Source organism: Stieleria sp. JC731 (assembly GCF_020966635.1).
Classification (GTDB): Bacteria; Planctomycetota; Planctomycetia; order Pirellulales; family Pirellulaceae; genus Stieleria.
This window is the reverse complement of the sequence record NZ_JAJKFQ010000011.1, coordinates 1,084,852-1,107,527: the sequence shown is the minus strand read 5'-3', so window position 1 is coordinate 1,107,527 and position 22,676 is coordinate 1,084,852. Positions and strand designations below refer to the sequence as shown.

The following is a 22,676-nucleotide window of genomic DNA, read 5'->3' as shown; positions in this document are numbered from 1 at the left end:
AGACATTGATGCAGAAGACAACATTGCCAATGACAACGATGCTGCCTGCGTTACAGTTTACGGCAACGACATTGTCGATTGGTGTGCCGACTCTGCGACCGGACCACTGGCTAATTTTAAGCGGTCAGGTGTTGGTTGATAATGCAAAATCTATTGATCGAGTCGCTGTTGATCGCCTGAGAAGAAAGGCGAATCGCTCATCAAGCGATATCCAATGCGTTAGCACTTGAACTCGTGGCCTTTGTGAGGACCTTCAGAGCACTGCGTCAGGATCTCCGGACCGTCCTCGGTCATCAACACGCTGTGTTCAAATTGTGCCGACGGGCGGCCATCTTTCGTTCGCACTGTCCAACCGTCGTTTTTATCACAACGGGCATATCGAGTGCCGGCGTTGATCATCGGCTCAACGGTAAAACACATGCCGGGGTACAGGCGATCGATTTTGCTTTGGCGGTTTGGAAAGTGAGGGATCGAAGGATCCAAATGGAATTGTTTTCCGAGTCCATGGCCGACGTATTCACGAACGACGGTAAAGCCGCGTTTATGGGCTGCGGGAACGATGGTTTCGCCAATCACCGAAACGGGGCAGCCAGGCTCTAATGCTTCGATTGCCATGTGCATGCAGTCGAAAGCGCACTGGGTGACTTCACGTTTTTGATCGTCGACTTTGCCAATCAAGAACGTTTCGCTTTGGTCGCCGTGCCAGCCGTCTACGATGGTCGTGATGTCAACGTTGACAATGTCGCCTTCGGTGAGAACTTCGTCGCCAGGAATCCCATGGCAGATCACTTCATTGCGGCTGATGCAGCAGCTTTTGGGAAAGTTCTGATACCCCAATGTGGCCGGACGATGACCGTTGTCGATCGTCCATTGGTGAATCATTTCGTCCAAATCACCGGTCTTCGCGCCGACTTTGACGTGAGGTCGGATGTAGTCCATCAACATTGCGTTGACGCGTCCAGCGCGGCGCATCGCGTCGCGTCCGCTCGAATCGAGGATCAATTTGCGTTGCTTTTGCAGCATTCGAGTCATCATCCTTAGAGATTTCCGGCTTCGCTCCTTAGTTGCAGCCCAAAATAAACTTAAACGGCAGGCTGCAATCGAATTGTGGGTCGGTGTCGAAGTCAGGTGAACGGGGCCAGCCCGATCACGACTATTTATACTCGACTCCATCCGATTTTGCCGGTCAGACGTGTGCGAAGGAATGCACGACGAGATCGCGAAGGCGGCGACCGAGAAAACGGAAGCGACGTATCCTAGCAGGGTCGAAGACGGGTTCGAAGAAGTGAAACGGGGCGCAGCCCCCTTTTTCGGTGCCAAAAATAGCAAAAAACCGCCTATTCCCCCGAATTCCCCCGCCAAGGAAAGGAACCCTTGATTACACCCAAGGTTACATCAGTTGACCGGAGGCCTTCGCCAGCGAGGCGATCGCGTCAATTCCGGTGTGCCGGGCGGGACGGAGCTCCCCACAAGCACAGCAATTACTCATCAAGCCTTTCTTTTATTTTCGACCGTAAAGCATGCGTATCACCCGACTATCGAGCCGGTTTTGTGCCACCGATTGGGCCGTTGCCGCACGAGTTGCAGCGATCCTTGGCGTTTCATTGCTGTCGATTCCAGCTCATGGGCAAGAAATCAACGAAGCCCCCGAGACGTCTCAGCCGGAATCCGCAGTGGTGTCGCCTTCGGACGCCGCAGATGTGACCGCCGATTCACCGGTCGAAAACGAGTCTGCCGGCAGTGATTCTGTCGGCAATGAATCGAACCAAGACGGGTTCAGCATGCGGGGCGAAGACGTCACGCCAGAAGAGGCAGCGCGGATCCTGCTAGAGGAACTTGACCGTCCGCCGGTTTCGAATCTCCGTTTCAACTTCACCGGCGCCAGCTGGAATGATGTCTTGGATTGGCTCGCCACCGAGGGCGATCTGTCGCTGCAAATCGATCGCTACCCGCCAGGTACCGTTTCTTTTATCGATCGCTCGCGCACCTATACGCTCAATGAAGCTCTAGACCTGCTCAACCGCCTGCTTCTGGACCGTGGTCATGCACTGGTTCGGCGTGGACGGATGCTGTTCTTAATCGATCTGGAAATCGACAACGCCAGCAAGCTGATCAGCGAACTCGCCGAACTTGTCACTCCTGATGCACTGGAAAGTCGCGGAAAGAGCGATATCGTGACATCAGTCTTTCCGCTCGGCAGCATGACTCCTGATGAAGCAAAATCACAACTGCCAGAATTGATCGGCCCTTGGGGACGAGTCATCGTGCTCGACAGCGCTCGCCAAGCCAAAATCACCGAACGGGCTGAAAAGCTGTTGGCGATCCGTGAAGTCATTCGCCAAAGCGCTCAAGAAGTGCACGAAATTAAATTGGCTTATCGCGGTGCGGAAGAAATTCTGCAAACCGCTCGACCACTGCTCGGTTTAGAACTCGGCGAAAACTCCAGCGACGATATTCGTATTTCGGTTGGCCTGTACGGTGACCGCATCTACGCGACTGGCTTGCCATCGAAAATCAGCATTCTGGAAAACCTAGTCACCAAAGCAGACCAACCGTTGGAGACGTCGGACGACTCAGAATCTGGCGAAACCGCTAAGCCAGAATTCAAAACTCACTTTGTACGCGTCGCCGATACGGCATCGGTTTTTGATGTCTTGCAAACCTTGCTGCAGGACGAACCGAACACGCGTGTCGCCATCGAACCGTCAACGAACTCGATCATCGCATTTGCGACACCCGCTGTTCACGACAAAATTGACCAAGTGATCGCAAAGATGGAAGGCAGCGGTGAAGATTTCCGCGTCTTCCAACTAAAACGAATCGATCCCGCGCAAGCCCTGCTAACGATCAACAAGTACTTCGGCGTCACCGAAGAAAACCCGGGCGGCCCAGTCGTTGATGGTGATCCTGCAACCGGAAAGCTGTGGGTTCGCGGCAGCACCGATGAAATCTCGCAAATCGAACGTTTGCTCGAAGAGCTTGACGGTGCAGGTGCGGACGGAATTCTGCGCGGCAAAGTTCGGTTGTTGCCGCTTTCGGGTAGCCAAGCTGACGACGCGCTTCGTCAGCTGCAACTGTATTGGCGAATGACGGGTCGAGAAAACGCGATCCGTGTCGTCGCACCAGGTGGCTCAAGCTCGAACAACGGGATCCGTGAACGACGAATCTTTCGTGAAGAGGACCAAACGGCACCGCAGCCTCAAAACGCCCAACCTGAAAGCCCGCAACGTGCCCAACCGGGTGCCAACATCGACGCTTCGAGGTTCGATCCCCGACGTTTCTATTACCTCACCCAAGCACCTGCTGCTCAAGAAACTGTTATCGACAACACGGACTCGGCGGGGGCTCCTTCGGGCAACCAGTCAGCTGCAAATGAACAAACGCTTGCTCAAGCGAACAAGCCTCCAGCTGACATTCTGATCGAAATTACCGAGGACGGAATTCGCATCGCATCGGACGACACCGAAGCCCTAGATGAGTTGGAAGAACTTCTAAGCCAGCTGATCGGCCCCATGGGCGGCGCCGCTAGCGAACTGCCCACCATCTTTTGGTTGAAGTACATCCAGGCCGATGTCGCTGCGGAATTGGTCGCAACGATCATGGGTGGCAGTGACACCTCGGGCAGTTTGACCGATACGCTTTCGAGCAGCCTTGGTGGAGGCATGCTGGGTGGATTGATGGGACTGGCCGGTGGCGGAGGCGACTCCGCATCGACATCGAAATCTGTTCTGACCACCACAGGCAGCGTCAGCATCGTTCCAGATTTGCGACTGAACGCTTTGTTCATTCAAGCCAACGATGTCGATATGCAATTGATCGAGATGATCTTGGAAAAGATTGATCGCCAGGAGAGCCCCGAAAACATTTCACTCACCGCGACTCCGCGAATGGTCCCGGTGCTGTACGTTAACGCAGCCGACGTCGCCAAAATCGTCAAAGAGGTCTACGCCGATCGCATCGCCGGTGCGGAACAGAACGACCGAGGTGGACGTGGCGGCGGTGGAGGTGCACCATCACCACAAGATTTGATCGCAGCCTTCCGTGGCGGTGGCGGTCGAGGCGGCCGCGGTGGAAACGAGACACCTAAAAGCGAACGCACCAAGATCACAATTTCTGCCGATACCGCCAGCAACTCGGTTATCGTGACGGCAACCAACCAGGACTTTCAAGAGATCTTGGCATTGATCGAAAGCTTGGATCAAGCCGGTAAAGTCAATGAAAAAGAGATGGTCGTTTACTCGCTGAGCGGCAAGGTCAATGGCGACAAAGTTGTCGAAGCCCTTTCCGCAATGCTGGAAACTCCGAAGCAACAAACGAGCACCCAGAGCAACACATCCAACGACCGCGGGAACAGTAATAACGACCGCGGTGGCGATGCCAATGATGCTGCCGAACGGATGCGTGAAGCCTTCCGTGCTCGGTTCGGCGGCGGCGGCGGCGCTCCTCCCGGATTCGGTGGTGGCGATCGGGGCTCGCGAGGTGGCTTTGGAGGCTTCGGCGGTGGACGCCCAAGCGGGTTCGGTGGCTTTGGTGGTGGACGTCCCGGCGGAACCACAACTCCCGGTGGCGGCGGACGGGGCGGACGTTAGTCCTCCAGACGTCGATCACATCATCAATTCGACGGCTCGCTCGCCAAAGGCGGCGATGCCGTATCGATTACAATCTTGCCTGAACAATCTCTTTCCTACCTTCCAGTCTGGTTCTGACTCATGATTATGCACGCCGGCGAGATCCTGCGACGTCGCGGATTGTTAAGTGACGAGCAGCTTGCCGACAGCCGCGCGTCAAGCACCGAAGATGTTATTCAAGCCGCAGTCGAAAAAGGATTTTTGAACGAACGTGAGGCGTTGTCTGTCTTGGCGGAGGAAGTCGGGCTGGAGTTTGTCGACTTGCGTGAAACCGAAGTCGACTTAGCCGCCCTGGAAGGTTTTCCACAGCGTCTGATCTATCGGCAATCTCTGTTTCCGATTCGCTTTCAACACGGTTCGATCGTCGTTGCGACGGCCGACCCGTTTGATCTGTATCCGCTGGATGAAGCGAGTGCCGCGACCGGCAAAAACATCATTCCGATTGTAGCCGAACGGGCCGAAATTGCGCGACTGATGAAACGCCATCTTGGCGTCGGTAGCGAAACGGTCGAAGACCTGATGGCGGCGGCGGCTGACGATGAAGATGTCGAGCTATTAGAAGAACTGGAAACCGACGGTAGCGAACTGAGCGAGATGGCTCAGGAGGCTTCGGTTGTTCGCCTCGTCAACGAAATCCTGCTCGAAGCGATCGAAGTTCGTGCAAGTGACATTCACATCGAAACCCAATCCGACGGTCTCGTTGTGCGTTATCGTGTCGACGGTATCTTGCACAAACAACCCACACCGCCAGAGATCAACCGTTTTCAATCGGCAATCATCAGCCGCCTAAAAATCATGGCGAAGCTGAACATCGCCGAGAAACGTTTGCCACAAGACGGTCGTATCAAACTGCGTGTTCACGGACGCGAAGTTGATATTCGATTGAGCGTGATCCCGATGATCCACGGCGAAGGCTTGGTCATGCGGGTACTCGATAAATCCGCCATGGTGTTCGACCTCGGCAAGCTCGGGATGGCAAAAGAGGTTTACAGCCGATTCAGCCAATTGATCGAATTGCCACACGGCATCATTCTGGTCACCGGTCCGACCGGTAGTGGTAAAACCACAACGCTTTACAGCAGCTTGCTACAAATCCGCAGCGAAGCGACGAAGATCATCACGACGGAAGATCCTGTCGAATACCAACTCGATGGAATCAACCAAATCCAAGTTCACTCGAAAATCGGATTCACGTTCGCGGCATCGCTACGTAGCATCCTTCGACATGACCCCGACATTGTGCTAGTCGGGGAAATTCGTGACTTGGAAACGGCAGAAAACGCGATCCAAGCGTCGCTGACCGGTCACTTGGTTTTCAGTACATTGCACACCAATGACGCTTCGGGCGCGTTCACTCGACTTTCTGATATGGGGGTCGAACCTTTCTTGGTTGCCGGAACCGTCGAAGGCGTGTTGGCTCAGCGACTGCTTCGCAGGCTCTGTCCACATTGCAAAGAATCCTACACGCCGGCGCGTGACGAAGTGCCTCGTGATTTCCCTTGGGATCGTGCCGAAGGGTGCACTTGGTATCGGCCAGTTGGATGCCGCGAATGCCGTCAGCTGGGATATAGCGGACGAATGGGTATCTATGAACTGTTGGTGACCAACGACGAAATCCGCGAGCAAGCCCAAGCCCGCGCCAGCAGCTGGGACATCCGTAAAACTGCTGTAGCGACAGGCATGCGAACACTGCGAATGGATGCTTGGGACAAAGTGATCGCCGGCAGCACCAGTGTCGATGAAGTCTTGCGAGTGACCAAAGGCGAGGTGATTTAAGTCCATGCCGGTTTACGCATACACCGCCCGCGACATGTCGGGCAAAACTGTCAACGGAACCATTGAAGCGGCAAACGAACGCGAAGTCGCTTCGTTGCTGAGCGAAAAATCGCTGTTCCCTTCGAAAGTCACCGCATCGGAATCACGATCGGCCGGTGCCTCAATTTTGGGCAGCCGAAAGAAAGTCAAAGGCCAAACCATGGCCATCTTCTACGGTCAGTTGGCTGCGCTGCTGCGGGCTGGCGTTCCGATGCTGCGAGCACTGACCGTGCTCGGTGAACAGAGCGCCGATCCGGTGCTCGGTGCGATCATCAAAGATATTCGATCACGCGTCGAAGACGGCGAACCGATCGGCAACGCAATGGCTCGATACCCACGTGTGTTCTCCGACATGGGGATCAACATGGTTCGCGCCGGTACCGAGGGCGGTTTCTTAGAAGACGCGCTCGATCGTGTGGGCACGTTCACCGAACTACAAGAAGACCTTAAAGGACGGACCATCAGCGCCCTCGCCTATCCGGTTTTCCTGTTCTCGGTGGGTTCCGTCGTCATCACCGGCCTGCTGGTATTCTTTGTCCCCAAGTTCGACTCGATGTTTGACCGGTTGCGTGCCAAGGGCGAAATGCCCTGGTACACCGAATGGCTGCTCAGCTTTAGCGGCGTCTTACAAGCGTATGGCTGGGTGATTGTTGTCGCGATCGCGGCGTTGCTAGTCGCTGCAAAAGTTCAATTGTCCAGCGATGGCGGTCGTGAATTCATCGACAAAGCAAAGCTTAAAATTCCTGTGCTCGGCAACATTCTGATGAATTTGGCCGTCTCCCGATTCTGCCGAGTCTTGGGAACCCTGCTCGGCAACGGTGTTCCGATCCTAAAGTCGCTGGAAATCAGCCGATCAGCTTCGGCAAACTTTTTGCTTAGCCAATCAATCGCGAACGCCACTGAAAACATCCGCGGTGGTGAATCGCTTGCTTCGCCACTTCGCAGTTCAGGCTACTTCCCTCCGTCGGTCGTTGAAATGATTAGCGTTGGCGAGGAAAGCAACTCGCTTGAACAAGTACTGCCAGAAATCGCGGACTCACTCGAGAAACGAACCTTTCGTCGACTCGATTTATTCGTCCGCTTGCTTGAACCAATGATGCTTCTGGTGATGGCGTTCTTTGTCCTCGCCGTCGTTCTTGCGCTCTTAGTACCGGTTCTTAAAAGCAGCACGCAGTTGTCTTAGCGTATTCGTGCGATGCAAAGCGACAATCGCAGTTCGCTACCGGTTGCCTAATCAATAAGGTTCACTGCTGGAGGGGATAAAACTTCCGCAGTGGACTTTTTTTGTGTCCATATTTCACGTCGACGGTGGCAGGTTTTGCAAGAATATGACCAACGTGAGACGGCTATCAGTCAACGACGGCGTTTGGAGCAAAACTAACCGGCATATACACGGTTAGAATTCGAAACGCGATTTAGCAAGACCGTCAAAGCGTGCGTTTTTTAATGAAGTCTTGGCAGAAGCTCGCAGCGACCGCTTTCAACGGATGATGGGCCTCACCTCCAGAACCAGAATCGATCGCGGTGAGCGACTAACCGATACAACCGTTATTAGCTGACCGCTGTATCGGCAACATGGATATCAATCGCGTCGGAACGGAATCGGATTATCCGATTTAATTGATAGCAGTTTGGTATGAAGGTAATGCGAACCTGATGGTTCACTTTAGATGAAATGTCGTGTCGGCCGATCATCACAGATGTAATGTCGGATTGTACACCTTCATAAAGATTTCAAGAATCGCGCAAAATAGGTATTGATGGATCGTCGATACGACTGGGGCAAAACGGAGTCGTGATCAAGGCAAGCCAATAAGGCAATGCACCAATGGTGATTGTAATGATCTGGATCGGAGTAACGCTGGCCTCTTTGGCCTTTGTGCTTTTCAATGTCAGTCAAGCACCTCGAATCGAAGAAGACGTTCCCGAAACCGATGGGTTAAAGCCTCATCGCAGAGTGGTTGAGCGGCGCGCTGGGAAAGTCAAACGTATCCGTACCACGGGGACGAAAAGCTACTACTTTCATCGATCAGAGTAGTAACGGATTAAGAACACTTGCGTCGACGGCCAAAAAGTCCGGACGCCCAAACCTTTCTATGTCGCAGCTTTCCAAGCCATTTCTTGCGACAAACCTCTGCGGCCGAATGAGCTGCCTCCCAAGGATATAGAGAGCCGACTGGGCCGCCCTGTTGTTGGCTAAGCCCTTCTGCTCATCTCGAAGCCGCTTCGGGCTAACAACCTACTCGGCAAGCTTGATTTCAGTTGGCAGTTCTGAAATCTCGACCGAAGGCATTCCGCTACCTAGCGACAGCGGGCTTTCGGGAACGTCACCATCAATGACCTCGGTATTCGGCACAACGGTGATTCCACCGGTGCTTTGAGCTGCCGATGGGTCAAATCCCTGGCGGGTCACGACCGGAGTCCGCATGACTTCGGCGGGTTTATGCCGAGGTGTCAAGAACAGCCCTTTTTCATAGGCATCCCGTGTCGCGCCGCTACCCCAAGCCCCTTCAGCCAATTGGATTTGGTTGTACGCGAGCAACGAGCCTTTTTGGACATGGAGGTCGCGAATTGCCAAATTGTAGTTGGCCAGCGATTGGTAAAACGCACTTTCGCTTTGGACAACCGAACGCTGGGCCTGCAGCAAGAAGTTGATATTGTCGGTCCCATCCAAGTAACGACGCAGCAAGACTTCGACTTGCCGCAAGTCGGCCTGATAGCGGTTGTAGTTGGTTTCGACCAGCTGGAATGTCAGCTGAACTGCACGAGCCTGATCGGCCAACTTATGGCTGACTGAAAGTTCAGTCTCCGCCAGAATCGCGCGATCTCGTTGCAGCTGAAGCTTGGCGTTCGAAACCGCCGTGCTCGCTAGACGCATTCCCACCGGTAATGCAAATTCGACGCCCGCCTGCCATTCCTGGTAGTTCCCGTCGGTGATCGACGAGTACAGTCCATCAAACCGTCCAGCGTCGGAATCACCGATAAGATGGTCACCAAAACCACGCCAGCGATATAGTCCGATCAAATCCAAGCTCGGACGTTTATTCAGTCGTGCGGCGAACAGTTCGAACTCGCGGCGCTTGACCATGAAACGTTGTTTGCGAACTTCGACCCGTCGATCCAATGCCTGCGAAAGTGCCGAATTCCAGTCAAAGACGACCTTCATGTCCATCGGTTCGGTCGTCGGCCGGATCAGTTTTCCATCCGCAGCAGGCATCCCCAACAGATAACGTAGTCGCTGTTCGATGGTGTAAAGTCCGGAAGTCGGTCCGCCGAGTTGCGACTGAACGTTGGCCTCGAACTGGTAGTACTGCGATTGGGCCTGTGCCTCTTCATCCTGACGACCGGCACCGACTTCCAATCGCACGTTCTGATACTGATAGGTTTTCAGCGCAGATTCGCGGCCTTTGAGGTTAGCCTCCAGCAGCCGATAGGCGGTCCACAGATCCCAGTAAGCTTGCTCGACATCTGAAGCTAGCTGAATCACTGATTGTTCATAGTCCGCCAACGCGACGTCTTCATTGATTCGCGAAATCAACACACCGTTGTATTGCCCGGGAACTTGCGAGGCGCCGACGATACGGTTGTATTGCAAACCTGCACCTTGTAGCAAAGGCTGACGCCATTCAGCTTCGACCCAACCGGTGAAACTGCTGGGATAAAGCTGAGCAGGGCGGTTGCTTCGTGAGTAGTTAACAACATGTCTCAGCGAGAACGTCGCACCGGTAGCAGATTTCTTCTGCAATTGACTTTGCCAAGCGGCGTTCTTGGCCAAGTTTACCGGAACGGCAAAAAACGCCTGAGCCGGATCGACAATCAATACGTTGGCAGGTTGATCTTGCGTGGACCAAATCAACGAGTTGGTGTAGACCGCATCAAAGTTGGACAGAGCGGCTTCAACGCCTTGCGATGACGAGGCAACCAATCCCGGATTGTAAATCGTCTGTGATGCGGTCGAACTTGGTACCGCAGAAGCTAACGAGCGAATGACGGGGCTATTCTGCATCGCCATCGTCATCGCTTCGGGAAGCGACATTTCCAATGCAGGGATCTTAGACGGATCCTGCAACACGTGCGGTGCATCGGTCGATTCGGCAGCCGCGGTCACGGGAGTCGCACATTCGGCGACTTCGGGGTACTCGATCGACATTCCCACGTTGTCATGGTAGGACGTCGTCGTGTCGTGCGGTCCGGCCGGCAATTGGTCCCAAACGTGGCAACCGGTTGATGCAACCGTCGTGGTCGCCATCGTCACCGCGACGATCATGCGATGTAGAAGATTTCGCTTGGTGCGTCGTGAGGTTAAATCGGTCGACTTGCGATGACGAAGCATTCTTTTGGCCCAATTGGGAAACGTGTTGCGCACATGCGCGGGCAGGTGCCGCGACGCGTGCGATCCGAACCAACCCCATATCTGGCTGAATCGGCTTAATGCGTATCGACCGATCCCGCTGCAAATCTGGAATAGGCCAACCAGGAATACTGGCCCGATAACCCGATCAAACCGTAAAGTCTTCCGACGGCTGTAAAGCTTTTACGGATTGACCGGTCATGACGATTTCGATTTCGTCCGCTGCCCGACCAATTGGGTAGGAACCGTCAAACAATGTGGCGGTGGAAACAACCGAGCTAGCGATCGTTTTGTCATTTAGCAAGCGACACAGGTCGCTTGCAAGGTCACGATCGTTTTGCAGGCAAATCCCACAGGACAGGGATTCAATCCTGGCAGCATTGTCGAACTGGTCAAAAGCCATCGGGCGAACCAGTTGCGGCACCCCCGAGGCAAGTGCTTGAGAAGTCGTACCGATTCCCCCGTGATGAACAATCGCGCGACAATGCGGGAGAAGTTTCGCTAGTGGTGCATACGTTTGTGCACGCACGATTTCTGGAAGATCATCAGGAAAGCACTGCTGGTGATTGGCCAACAGTAAACCAGGCAAATTCAATTTCTCGCAAGTCGTTGCCGCAACCTGAAAGAACTTTCGCGTATGCCAATTTGCCGTCCCACCAGTAAACACAACGGGTCGGTTGTCGGGCACCACGAATGATTCATCCGTCCCATCGTGACGGGGGAATCCGACATGCCGAAGCTGTTCAAGCACATTCAACGTCGAAGGGGCATACCACTCCGGATACAGTGCCAACACACGGTCCGGTGATATCCACCAGCGGTCCATCACGCGACTGACTCGCCGCAATCCGTATCGCTGACGGATTCGATTGATCGCGGGCGACAACAAAGGATCCAAGATCACTCGGTCACCCAGCCAATAGGCGAACCTAAACAAATGCGGGTTGGCCGTCGGTTCGAATCGCCACGGTGTCAGACGAGCCGGCGCGTGTGGGACTCGAAGCATCACTGGCGCCAAATGAATATCCACCAACGGGACACTCTCTTCGACCTCGCGGAAAATACGGGAGCCAAAATCAAGCGGGTGCGACACCAGCACGGTCTTGCCGGGACGATAGAGCCTTTGGATCAGCTCGAAATGCGGTGTTAAGAAATCCGATGCGATCCCTTTTATCACCCGCCGCATCCCTCGCAACAATTTCCAAGTCGACGCATCCGACAACATCGAATCGAACTGCTGCTGATCGATCAAGCTATGCGGTTGCAGTCCGGCCGCCTCGGCGATCGGTGCATAGGGTTCTGCCAATGCGATCGCGACGTCGAAACCACGACGCCGAAGTTCGACACCGATGGCGATCATCGGATTGACATCGCCGCGTGAACCGGGAGCCGAAAGGATCGCGAGTCGACTCATAGGGGGGCGGTTGTGATCCAGGCGAGATTCACGGAATTGCGAGTGCTTTGTGAAGCGGATCGACTAACGATCGATTTCGTATTCGGAAATCTTTCGATAGGCCGTCGCGCGACTGATTCCCAACAGCTTTGCCGCATTGGGCACATTGCCGTCTGTCCGTTCCAGAGCTTTGGTAATCAGACGCTTTTCCCACTCATCGAGCCGGAACGTATCTAAGCGACTTACACCGGCATCACGCAAACCCAAATCATCAGGCTCAATCGCGGTACCGTCTGCCATGACGACTGCGCTGTCGACCACATTGCGAAGCTGGCGAACATTGCCAGGCCACATGTAATCCTGCATTCGCTTTCGTGCTTGATCGGATAGCTCTAATTTAGATCGACCGTGCTGAGCTCGAAAGTGATTTAGGAAATGATCCACGAGCAGGTCGATATCGCCTTCCCGTTCACGAAGCGGCGGTATTAGCAATTCGAAAACACTCAACCGATAGAACAGGTCTTCGCGGAAGCGTTTTTCACGAACGAATTCGGCAAGATCTCGGTTGGTTGCCGCGATGACTCGCACATCGACGTGGACTTCCTGTGTTCCGCCGACGGGCAGGAAGGGATGTCCCTCCAGAATCCGCAGCAGCTTGGCTTGGCCTTCCAATGTCAGCTCGCCAATTTCGTCCAGAAACAGCGTCCCAGTGTGTGCCTGCTGGAACCACCCTTCGTGATCGGCATCCGCTCCCGTAAAGGAGCCTTTTTTGTGTCCGAACAGTTGGCTTTCGATTAGCTCCGAAGGTATCGCGGCGCAGTTCACGGTCAGCATTGGACGGCGAGAACGTTTGCTGCTGCGATGAACGGCTCGCGCGACAAGCTCTTTGCCGCAGCCACTTTCGCCGCGGATAAGGACACAGCCGTTGGCTTTTGCGACACGTGTGATCTTTTCTTTCAGCCGAACCATCACCTGACTTTCGCCAATTAGCTCATCCGTATCCGCGTTGCGCTGAGCGATCTGCTTGGCTTCGACTTTCAGAGTGTCATGCTCCAACGCACGCTGAAGACCGATGGCCAAAAGGCGTGCTGCCGCGACAGCCAATTCGAAATCGATCTCATTGAACGATGGCTCATCCCGATACAGGTGCAGCACACCGATGTTCGCTTCATGTGTATCCAGCGGAACGTAAATCGCGTCGGACCACTTTTGCTTCTTCGACAATTCCTTCGAATCATCGGCGTCATCGGACCGTTTGTCATTTGCCCAAATGGCTTCGCCGTTTCCAATGACTCGCCGCAAAATTGTTTTGCTGATTTTGACTCGGTCAAGCTGATCGGCGGGACTTACTTTATGGGGACGTTGGCGGCCGTCACCGATATCAAACGACAAGCCGACCGCGTCCGCGTTGGCTCGATCACGCAGCAGTTCCAACACCGAATCGATGATGTCATTCGGATTGCCCGATCGCAGCATCGACAGGCTCAGCTGATAAAGGTCAAACAAATACCCCGCGTGCGCGATGTCACGCATCGGATCGTCGTATTCGTCCTGCCCCGACATGGAGATGTCTTGAACGATCGTTTGAAACGCCTCTTCAACCTCGGTGTCTTCATCGGGGCTGACAAACAGAATCTCTGTGCCGCCGATTTTGACCAGCGTTTGATCGATGATCTGGGCCGAGTCGATTTTCTGACCGTTGACTAACGTGCCATTGCGACTGCCGGTGTCGCGCACCTGCCACAGGCCTTCTTCGAAGTAAACGACGGCATGAAAGCGGCTCGCGACCGGATCAGACAACATGATCTCGCACGTGGAGCCTCGCCCGACATGCATCGGGCGATCGGGATCCAATAGGAAATGCCGGCCTTTTTCGGGGCCGTTCTGGACTGCGAGGTAGGCGACCATGATTCGTTCACGTCGTTGGTGACTAACCAGCGGATTTACATTGGGAGGCGTTCGCTACGCCGAAAATGGGGGCTGCTGCTGGTTATCGTATTCAAGCTGCTAGAGTTTCCTGCTTTGCAATGATATCAACCGGAAAAGACGCTTTTACTGTAGAAAGGTTCCACTCCTAGACGCCCCCCCCGGGAAAACACCGCGATGGGCAGCCCGATGCGGCGAATCATTTCGTCACACCGTCCTTTTCGGAAATCCAGATTACGCTCCGACCCCCGATGACGCCACCTCGATTGGTGGCTCCAAAACTCCGCGACAGCGACGGAATACGATCACGCCTTCGATGGTCATCCATACTTGAAGTGCGAGAATACTCAGCCCAAATAAGCTCAGAACGATATTCTGCTGCGGAATCCACTTATAGTACAGGTCTAGCGTGATCGCCCAAGCTGGCATTAGCAGCATCATGAACATTGGGATTAGGACCACGGCCACCGGTTTGCTGCGGCGGGCCAGATAGACGACTGCGACCAACAGCGCCAACCCTGCCAGCAGTTGATTGGTAGCTCCGAATAGTGGCCATAAAGTCATCCCACCGGCACCCGGTTTTTCGCCGGCAAAGATTGCGATTGCCAAGCCGATTCCCACCGCGATCCCGGTGGAAACATACTTGTTTGCCAGGGGTTTTGCATTCGCACTGAGCGCCAATTCACTGAGCACATACCGTTGCAGTCGCGTTGCCGTATCCAATGTCGTCGCCGCAAAACAGGCAACCAAAACCGCCATGGTCGCGATCGCAAGACGTAGCGGTATCCCCAACGTTGTCAAAAAGTTTCCACCGCCATCGATAAACGCTCGCAGCTTTTTCGCTAGGTTCTGCTTGTTCCAACCGGCGTCTTCTTCACCGTTGGCTCCGGTCCGGTAATAGTCTCGCCAAGCCTCTTGTCCTGTGACCGCACCCCGGGTGATCAGCACCGTACCAACAGGGGCATCAGCGGTTGCATCATCAGCGGAGACGACCGTCCGCTGCAGTGATCCCATGCCGACTCCCGCCGAACACGCCAGGATCACGAGCACCGCGAGCATGCCTTCGAGCAACATACTGCCGTAGCCAACCGCTTGTGCATCTGTCGCCTTTTCCAACTGCTTGCTGGTGGTCCCGCTGCTGACCAAACAGTGAAAACCACTACACGCACCACATGCAATCGTAATGAAAAGGAACGGGAACATGCTCGGCGCGTCAGCAGGAACCTCGGTCGCGATCGCGGGAGCAGATGCCATCAGGTCCGCCTTCCCCGTAACGGATGCCACACCAAGGCCACCAACCAAAAGCGCCAATGCAACGAACAGTTGCAGGCTGTTGATATAGTCGCGTGGCTGTAACAAAAGCCAAACGGGCAAAACCGATGCGACGAAAGCATACGCGAGTAACGCGAACGTCCACACAACCACCGGGTTCAAGTAAGCATGTTCGGCGGGCAACATGTTGGCCAAATCGAGCGGAAGCCAATATGCGCCCACATAAACGGCGACATAAAGCAGCGCTAATCCGATCAGACTCGGAACGACCAATCCGCCGCCTTGTCGATAACGCAACCCGATCACGACTGCGATTGGCATCGCGACCCAAACGCTAAGGACCGATTCGGGATACAAATTGAAGATGTTGGCGATCACCAATCCGAACACTGCCAACACGATCGAAAGGGCCAATGCCAGGACGACCAAGAACAAGATCTTGGCACGTGACGAAATCAGTCGCCCCGCCGCTTGACCGATGGTTTGGCCGCGGTTTCGAATCGAAATGACCAAGGCTGCCAAATCGTGGACCCCACCGATCAAGATTGATCCAAAGATCACCCACAACAGAGCCGGCAACCATCCCCAGAACACGGCAAGCGCCGGCCCAACAATCGGCCCGGTTCCGGCGATGCTGGTGAAATGGTGGCCAAAGACGATTGATTTTCGGGTCGGTACAAAATCAACATCATCACGACATTCGACGCTGGGCATCGTCGCATCGTCTGTCAGTGCGAACAATCGCTTGGCAAGCCATCGTCCGTAGGTGTTGTAGGCAACGATGAACCCAACCATCGACAAAACTGCGACAACCAAGGTGCTCATATCTAGCCGGATCGATTCCGGAACTTCTGGGATTGGGGAAAGGCAGGATAACGGGGGGTGGTGGAAGAGAGTTCGTGACTGGACCGGTTGTACTTTTGAGCAGAACGCTCAAACCGTCGGTGTTCAGGTCTTAGAACGAACACACAACCGTCGGTCAAAAACGCTGGCGTCAGTTTAGCCGAAAAACGCGGGCTAGTTGATTGGGGCCCTGAAACTGCAGCTGAGGCCGGATTTGGCGATGTGATTGGTAAACCGCGACGAATTCGTCGAATTGAACGATTTGCTCATGGTTCCCGGCCTACTTGTCGACTCCTATAATTCCGCCTAAAGAAACCTGTTTGGCAGTTCGGTACCGAATCATCCGAACATCATGAAGCCCACCGACTCCGCTGGTACGGAGCCCGTCTGGGCTGTGAAAGATTTGCTGGGCATCTGCAATTAGAAAAGGAGCCGTAAAACGGTGAGCGACTCGATCGAAAAAACCATCATCATTGGCAGTGGTCCCGCCGGTTGGTCAGCCGCAATTTATGCTGCCCGGGCAAACCTGGATCCGGTTGTCTACGAAGGCACCGTGAAAGCGGAAATGATCCCACTTGGACAACTCGCGTTCACAACCGAAGTCGAAAACTATCCGGGATTTCCAGCTGGGAACATCCGTGCGTTTGTCGAATCGGCCGTTGATGCGGGTCGTCATTACAACCTGCCAGCGATCCCCGGACCCGAGCACTCCAAGGGTAAAGGCAAATCCAGATTCAGCCTCAGTGACATCACACCACACTACGCGGTCCAAGGGATCGAGTTGATGGAGCTGATGAAACAGCAAGCGTTGAACTTCGGCACCCGAGTCGTTGGCGAAGACATCGTTAGCGTTGACTTGTCCGGCGATGTAAAAAAGCTGACCACCAGCGGCGGCAAGACCGTCGAAGCCAAAACGGTGATCATCGCCACCGGGGCTCGTGCGAACTACCTCGGGCTCGAAAGCGAAGAAGCCTACAAAAACAAAGGCGTCAGCGCCTGTGCGGTTTGCGACGGGGCATTGCCAGTCTTCCGTGCAAAACCATTGGCCGTTGTCGGGGGCGGTGACTCGGCAGTCGAAGAAGCCGTGTATTTGGCCAACTTGAAAGACGCCAAAACGATCTACATGCTGATCCGCCGTGACGAAATGCGTGCCAGCAAGGTCATGCAGGACCGAGCCACGTCGCACCCGAACATCGAAATCCTTTGGAACACCAGTGTGGACGAAGTCGTTGGCGACGGTAACGTTGTCACCGGCCTGAAAATCAAAAGCACGACCGACGGTTCGATCAAAGACCTGGACGTCGGTGGCCTGTTTGTCGCGATCGGTCACACGCCTAACACTGCGTTCCTGGACGGTGCTGTCGAAATGAAGGACAGCGGATACATCGTCTGGAAAAAGCCTTTCCGAACCAACACGTCGGTCGAAGGCGTTTTTGCCGCTGGCGACGTGGCGGACGATTACTATCGCCAAGCGATTACGTCGTCGGGAACCGGCTGCATGGCTGCTCTCGATGCCGAACGCTATCTTGCCGAGCAAGAGTAATCTGAACGAGAGGCCGAACGCAGCTCCGCCGAATTCATAATTCGCTTATCGACGCCAGTGATCATCCAATGTGGTCGCTGGCGTTTCTTGTTGCCGATACTGCAATCAGGCAACTTGAACCGTCTACTTAAAACTGGCCCACACGATTGCCACGCCGCCGCGAAGCGTCGCAGCGGCAGGACGCAACGGCTGCTAGTTTTTCGCAGCGTACTGTTCGGCGTACTCGATAGTCCACGCGTCGATCACTTCTTCAAACTCTTCGATCTCAACTTCATCGATATTGCGAAATAGAGACCGGTTGAAGAATTCACGATTCTGAATCGTCGCTTTGCCTTTCAGATCCAGCACACGCAGATCGCTGTAAGGCCGAATGACCATTTCGAATCGACTGTATTGACTGGTTCGCCGACCACTTTGGATCAGCAAATCGTCTCGGTAGCATGCCGTTCCCCAACCGACTTCGCCAAAGAGGGCTTCCTGACGAAATCCGGGGAACGCATCGATGATGTCTTTAATCTTGCCTTCAATCCGTTCTGAAAGCGAAAGACGAAAGGATGTGTGAAGCCGCTTCAGCTCCTCCTCAGTCAACTCCTGTCGTTTCGCTTCCGACTGCGATCGATCACGACGTTTCTCACCGCGCTCGATCGCCGATTGCAGACGCGATTTAAAGTCATCGCTCATGCCTGGCCCTCCGCTGCCTCACCGCCATCTTGCGCCGGTGCCGCATCAGATTCTGCAGGCTTTTGCTCCGCCGGAGCGGGAGCATCAGCTGGCTTTGGCTCTTCCGCTTTTGGCGGTTTCGCCTTGTTTTCTTTCTTTGCTGGAGGTGCTTCGTCGCCGGGTTCTTGCTTCGAATAGAACTGCATCAAATCGCCGAATGAACGCAGTGGCTCGTCGCCTTTTTGCATCGCATCGGTGATCGGCTTGACTTCTGGCTTCGAAACAACGCGATAGGATTCCGAACGATGTTGCTTTCGTCCGCCACGATCGTTGGATCGACCGCGTCCGCCACGCTGGTTGTCGCGTCCGCCACCCGACTTCCCTTGACCTCCACCTGAACGGCCTTGTCCGCCGGAGCGTCCTTGACCACCAGATCGGGCCTGTCCACCGGAACGAGCTTGACCACCCGCACGACCTTGACCGCCACCAGCATTGCCTTGGCCCTGACCACGTCCTCCGCGACCGCCGCCGGCACCACCACGACCGCCCGCTTCTCCGCGACGCTGTCCGGCACCACGAGTCTGACGCTCTTGCTCCAGCTCGGCTTCGCGCTCTGGCGACAACGCACTGAGTCCCACGCGGCGACGTTTTTCATCGATCCCGGTGACCCAAGCGGTAACGACATCGCCGACTTGAATGGCCTCGTTGAGATCTTCGACAAAGCCATCGCTCAGGCGACTGACATGGATCAATCCGCTGCAATCGGGTGCCAGTTCAACAAATACGCCAAAACTCATCACGCCGACCACGACACCAATCACTTGGTCGCCAGGCTTTAGCGTTTTTAACGTTGGCATGGTATTGAGCACACCGGGTGGATCCCCGGTATTGGCCGATTCGCCAAATGGATCGCAAAGCCAATCGACCAGTTGTGCTGTTCGATAGCGACCGATCTGCCACTCCTTGATGCACTTGTCGATCTTTGCCTGTTCTGGGCGAGGCCGACGGACAGGCTCGGAAGATTCAGCGGCCGCATCGGCCGAAGCGTCACCCTCTGAAGCCGCAGCTTCAGCGGCCGGTGCGTCTTCGCCGGCTTGCTCTGTTTGGTTTGGTTGGTCCGCTTCGCTGGAAGCTTCCGCAGCAGGTTCTTCTGCGGCTGCCGCTTCGCTCGATTCGGCCGGCTGCTCCGATTGCTGCTCGGCTGCAGGTTCAGCAGCTTGTTCCTGTAATTCGCTGGCCCCTTCGGCGGGTGATTCGCCATCGCTATTTTCGGGCAGGTTGAATTCGCTGGCCTTGTCGCCAGCGTTATCAAACTCTTCGATCGGCGCTGGCTCCGCTGGAGTCGTCGCGTCCACCAGTTTTGGTTCCGCGGCTGGCTTCTCGTAAGTTGGTGCTTCGTAACCCGGTGGGCTAGCCGGTGGCAATTCGATCGACAATGCCGATGCAAGCTTCTTTGCCAAAGCGTAATCGTCCGGATGAATCAATGTTCCATCCAGCGACTCGTCGCTTCCAAAGACCCGCAGGAAGGGAAGGGCCTGACGAGACTTAACCGCCGTTTGCCAACCTTCGACTTCAAGCAGCTCGTTTCGCGAAGCGAACAAAGAGCTTTCTCGCCGCTTGACCAGTGTCCCCGCGATGGACTTGTCCATCCCAGGCAACTGTTCCAACCAAGGCATGGCAGCCGAATTGACATCCACACCACCCCGTGAAGCTCCACTGGCCATCAAGTGGCCCAGCGAAATCTCCAGCGCGTCGTCTGCAAGTTCACTTTGGAAGGATGCCAAACGCAATCGAAGTGGATCGACTTTTGCGTACGCTTGCGAAGGATGCAGCACCGAAAATGCGAGCCATGCGGCAGCACGGAATCGCCGTGGCGTCGAACGCATCTCGGAATTCGCAACATCGCTGCTGGCGTAGGTGTCTGCCCCAGTTCGATCGGCGACCGTCCACTGGATCGAACCGTCGGGAGATTGCCCGATAAGGTCACCCAGGGCGATCAAGCAAGCTCGACGCGCGGGGCCGTTGCTGACGATAACCAAGTCGACGTTGTATTGATGAATCAACTCGCCCATCTTGGCAACCGCTTGGCTGCGAACGTTGCCGGTCAACTGGCAAGGCAAATCCTCACCATGCAGCACGCGTCCGTCCGAATTGACGATCGCGGTCGCTGCAGTCTTCGGACCGACCGCGTCGATCGACATGACGACTTTGGCTTGAAGCGGGCCACGGTTGATATGCTTTCGCAAGTGATCGGTGACAACGCCAACAAGACGCGACGAGGCACGCTCGTGCAGCTCATCCCACCACGCAGCTTCGGCCGCTTCACGAATATCAGCTTCGTGTTGCATGACCAAGTCTGAAAGCGTTGCTTCGAGCTTTCGATTAAGCCCAACGACCGATTTTTTGATTTCGGCAACCAGTTTCGCCGCATCGTATTCAAACGAGCAAACTGCGACTTGACTACGAAGGGCTCGACCCAACATCACGATCTGGAACGAGCTCAGTTTACTCGCCGGAAGACGCTTGCCCTCAAGTGGCTTGAGCACGCTGACCAACCAACGACGACGTCGCTGACGTGGCGAGATTTTCTTTTTCTTCTTTGGTGCTGGCGGCTTCTTCGCTTCTTTGACCGTCGTATGCTCTTCCGCTTCAGACTTGAAGCTGGTTGGCAGATCCGAACCGTCGTCCGCTGTGTCAGCAGCAGGCTTCTCTGCAGATTCACCTTCGGCCGTTGCGGGTGATTCCGCTTCCGGTTTCAAGCTTGCCTCGGAGTCCGAAGCACCTTCACCAGACGCAGCCGGCATCGACGATTCAGTCGATGCGGTGGTGGCTTCGGCCGAAGGCTCGGTCGACGCCGCATCGTTTTCGCTGGATGCGGCATCGGCGGATTGGTCCGCCGCTTGAGCTTCGTCGGAAGCCGGTTGCGGATTTACATCAGCAGCTTCGCTCGATTGTGCTGCCGTCTCGCTATCGTCTTTTTTCGACTGTGGCTGATCATCATCCGAATCATCATCGGAGTGGTCATGATGATCATCATCGTGCTCGCCGCCGATGTGCGGGTCGTGCACATCAGAGATATGAATTTTGGCGTTTCGGCTCAGCCAACGGACCGCGGCACTGATCACACGAGGATCACCGGCAAGTCGACTTGGGAATGAGGCTTCGAGTCCTGCGACGGCAGCGTCGACATCGCTGATCGACTCCATCGCTTCGGCAACGGCCTTGGCATCTTCGCTGTCACCTTTTTGAGGATTCAGCAAACGGACGGCCAAGCGATTGGTGTCCGTATCGACGCCCGAAGCGGTTTCTTGCCGGAGCCGTTTGGAGAGACGCCCCAGTGTTCGATTGGAACCACTTTTCTGGATCGCATCACCGATCGCAGGGTCTTTTAGCGGCGAAGCTTCCCAAGTCGCAAAGAGCTCATCTCGAAAAGCCGCGATCGCTTCGTCTTGCTGGACGGCAGCTTTTAGAGCCCAAAGTGTTGACTCATCGATTCCACCGAGTTCGTCACGTCGGTAGCGAGCCAAGAAGGGAGCCTCATAACCTTGCTCGAGAAGTGGCAAAGCAAGTTTAAGACTCGATACATCGCAACGCCCACGTCGGGCGATCGCTTCTAGATCGACAGCCATAATCAGTCGGTCTCGTTATGGGGCCGGACGCCAAATCAATACTGATGGCGATCCTGGATTCGTTTGAGTGCCGCGACCGCACGTCGGCCCGTACGAAAGCCAGACTGCTATGCCGCAGCGGTAAGATTCTAGCGTATCGCGTCCGCGCCGATTTCTTTCGGAGCGATCTGCTCAATACGCTAGCAGCGCGAGAATAGCGCCGCGGGGCCTAGCTGTCAACTGAGGGGCCGCCAATGTGAATCATTTGCCCCCGACAATCGCGGTCCAGAAACCATCCGTGCCTGAGCCGCGGTGGCGCTAGCCGCGGTTGCGTGACACACACCGGATACTAACCGCGAGCTGGCGCTCTGCGGCTGATGTACAGAGGGATTGAAACGCCGCCTGCGTGCTTATTTGCCCGCGACAATTGCGGCCCTAAAAACCATCCGTGCCTGAGCCGCGATGGCGCTAGCCGCGGTTGTGGGACGCACACCGGATGTTAACCGCGAGCTGGCGCTCTGCGGCTGATGCAACGAGGGCTTGAAGCGCCGCCTGCGTGCTTATTTGCCCCCGACAATTGCGGCCCTAAAAGCCATCCGTGCCTGAGCCGCGATGGCGCTAGCCGCGGTTGCGAGAC

Annotated in this window: 12 protein-coding genes; 5 read left to right on the top strand and 7 right to left on the bottom strand. The window is 55.2% G+C overall.

Annotated features, from left to right (window positions below; all coding sequences use genetic code 11):
- Positions 1–219: 219 nt before the first annotated feature.
- Positions 220–1,023 (bottom strand): type I methionyl aminopeptidase, encoded by an 804-nt coding sequence (gene map / locus LOC67_RS20970; protein WP_230264765.1) that lies wholly within the window; start codon positions 1,021–1,023, stop codon positions 220–222.
- Between the two features lie 497 nt (positions 1,024–1,520).
- Between map and LOC67_RS20965 the strand changes: the two genes are divergently transcribed.
- From LOC67_RS20965 to LOC67_RS20950, 4 genes are all read left to right on the top strand, one after another.
- Positions 1,521–4,589, top strand: a complete 3,069-nt coding sequence (locus LOC67_RS20965; protein WP_230264764.1) for a secretin N-terminal domain-containing protein — start codon at positions 1,521–1,523, stop codon at positions 4,587–4,589.
- A 120-nt stretch (positions 4,590–4,709) separates the two neighbouring features.
- On the top strand, positions 4,710–6,404 hold the full coding sequence (locus LOC67_RS20960; protein ID WP_230264763.1) for a GspE/PulE family protein: 1,695 nt from the start codon (positions 4,710–4,712) through the stop codon (positions 6,402–6,404).
- A gap of 4 nt (positions 6,405–6,408) precedes the next feature.
- Positions 6,409–7,626: a type II secretion system F family protein gene (locus LOC67_RS20955; RefSeq protein ID WP_230264762.1), complete on the top strand. Its 1,218-nt coding sequence runs from the start codon at positions 6,409–6,411 to the stop codon at positions 7,624–7,626.
- Between the two features lie 657 nt (positions 7,627–8,283).
- Positions 8,284–8,481 (top strand): hypothetical protein, encoded by a 198-nt coding sequence (locus LOC67_RS20950; protein ID WP_230264761.1) that lies wholly within the window; start codon positions 8,284–8,286, stop codon positions 8,479–8,481.
- A 201-nt stretch (positions 8,482–8,682) separates the two neighbouring features.
- On the opposite strand, the gene LOC67_RS20945 is transcribed toward LOC67_RS20950, so the two are convergent.
- The 4 genes from LOC67_RS20945 to LOC67_RS20930 all read right to left on the bottom strand — a co-directional run bounded on the left by LOC67_RS20945 (position 8,683) and on the right by LOC67_RS20930 (position 16,210).
- Positions 8,683–10,776, bottom strand: a complete 2,094-nt coding sequence (locus tag LOC67_RS20945) for a TolC family protein (protein ID WP_230264760.1) — start codon at positions 10,774–10,776, stop codon at positions 8,683–8,685.
- A 166-nt stretch (positions 10,777–10,942) separates the two neighbouring features.
- The gene (locus LOC67_RS20940) at positions 10,943–12,208 is read right to left on the bottom strand and encodes a glycosyltransferase (RefSeq protein WP_230264759.1); all 1,266 of its coding nucleotides are present in this window, start codon (positions 12,206–12,208) and stop codon (positions 10,943–10,945) included.
- A gap of 63 nt (positions 12,209–12,271) precedes the next feature.
- Positions 12,272–14,095, bottom strand: a complete 1,824-nt coding sequence (locus LOC67_RS20935) for a sigma 54-interacting transcriptional regulator (protein WP_230264758.1) — start codon at positions 14,093–14,095, stop codon at positions 12,272–12,274.
- Positions 14,096–14,347: 252 nt separating this feature from the next.
- Positions 14,348–16,210 (bottom strand): carbon starvation protein A, encoded by a 1,863-nt coding sequence (locus LOC67_RS20930; protein WP_230264757.1) that lies wholly within the window; start codon positions 16,208–16,210, stop codon positions 14,348–14,350.
- Between the two features lie 460 nt (positions 16,211–16,670).
- Here LOC67_RS20930 and LOC67_RS20925 point away from each other — a divergent pair, with 460 nt between their 5' ends.
- Positions 16,671–17,771, top strand: a complete 1,101-nt coding sequence (locus LOC67_RS20925) for an NAD(P)/FAD-dependent oxidoreductase (protein WP_230264756.1) — start codon at positions 16,671–16,673, stop codon at positions 17,769–17,771.
- 192 nt (positions 17,772–17,963) lie between these two features.
- On the opposite strand, the gene LOC67_RS20920 is transcribed toward LOC67_RS20925, so the two are convergent.
- Both LOC67_RS20920 and LOC67_RS20915 read right to left on the bottom strand, forming a co-directional pair.
- On the bottom strand, positions 17,964–18,452 hold the full coding sequence (locus LOC67_RS20920; protein WP_230264755.1) for a hypothetical protein: 489 nt from the start codon (positions 18,450–18,452) through the stop codon (positions 17,964–17,966).
- Complete coding sequence (locus LOC67_RS20915; protein WP_230264754.1) at positions 18,449–22,060, bottom strand: S1 RNA-binding domain-containing protein; 3,612 nt, start codon at positions 22,058–22,060, stop codon at positions 18,449–18,451. Before LOC67_RS20915 ends, LOC67_RS20920 begins: the two co-directional genes overlap by 4 nt.
- Positions 22,061–22,676: the final 616 nt, after the last annotated feature.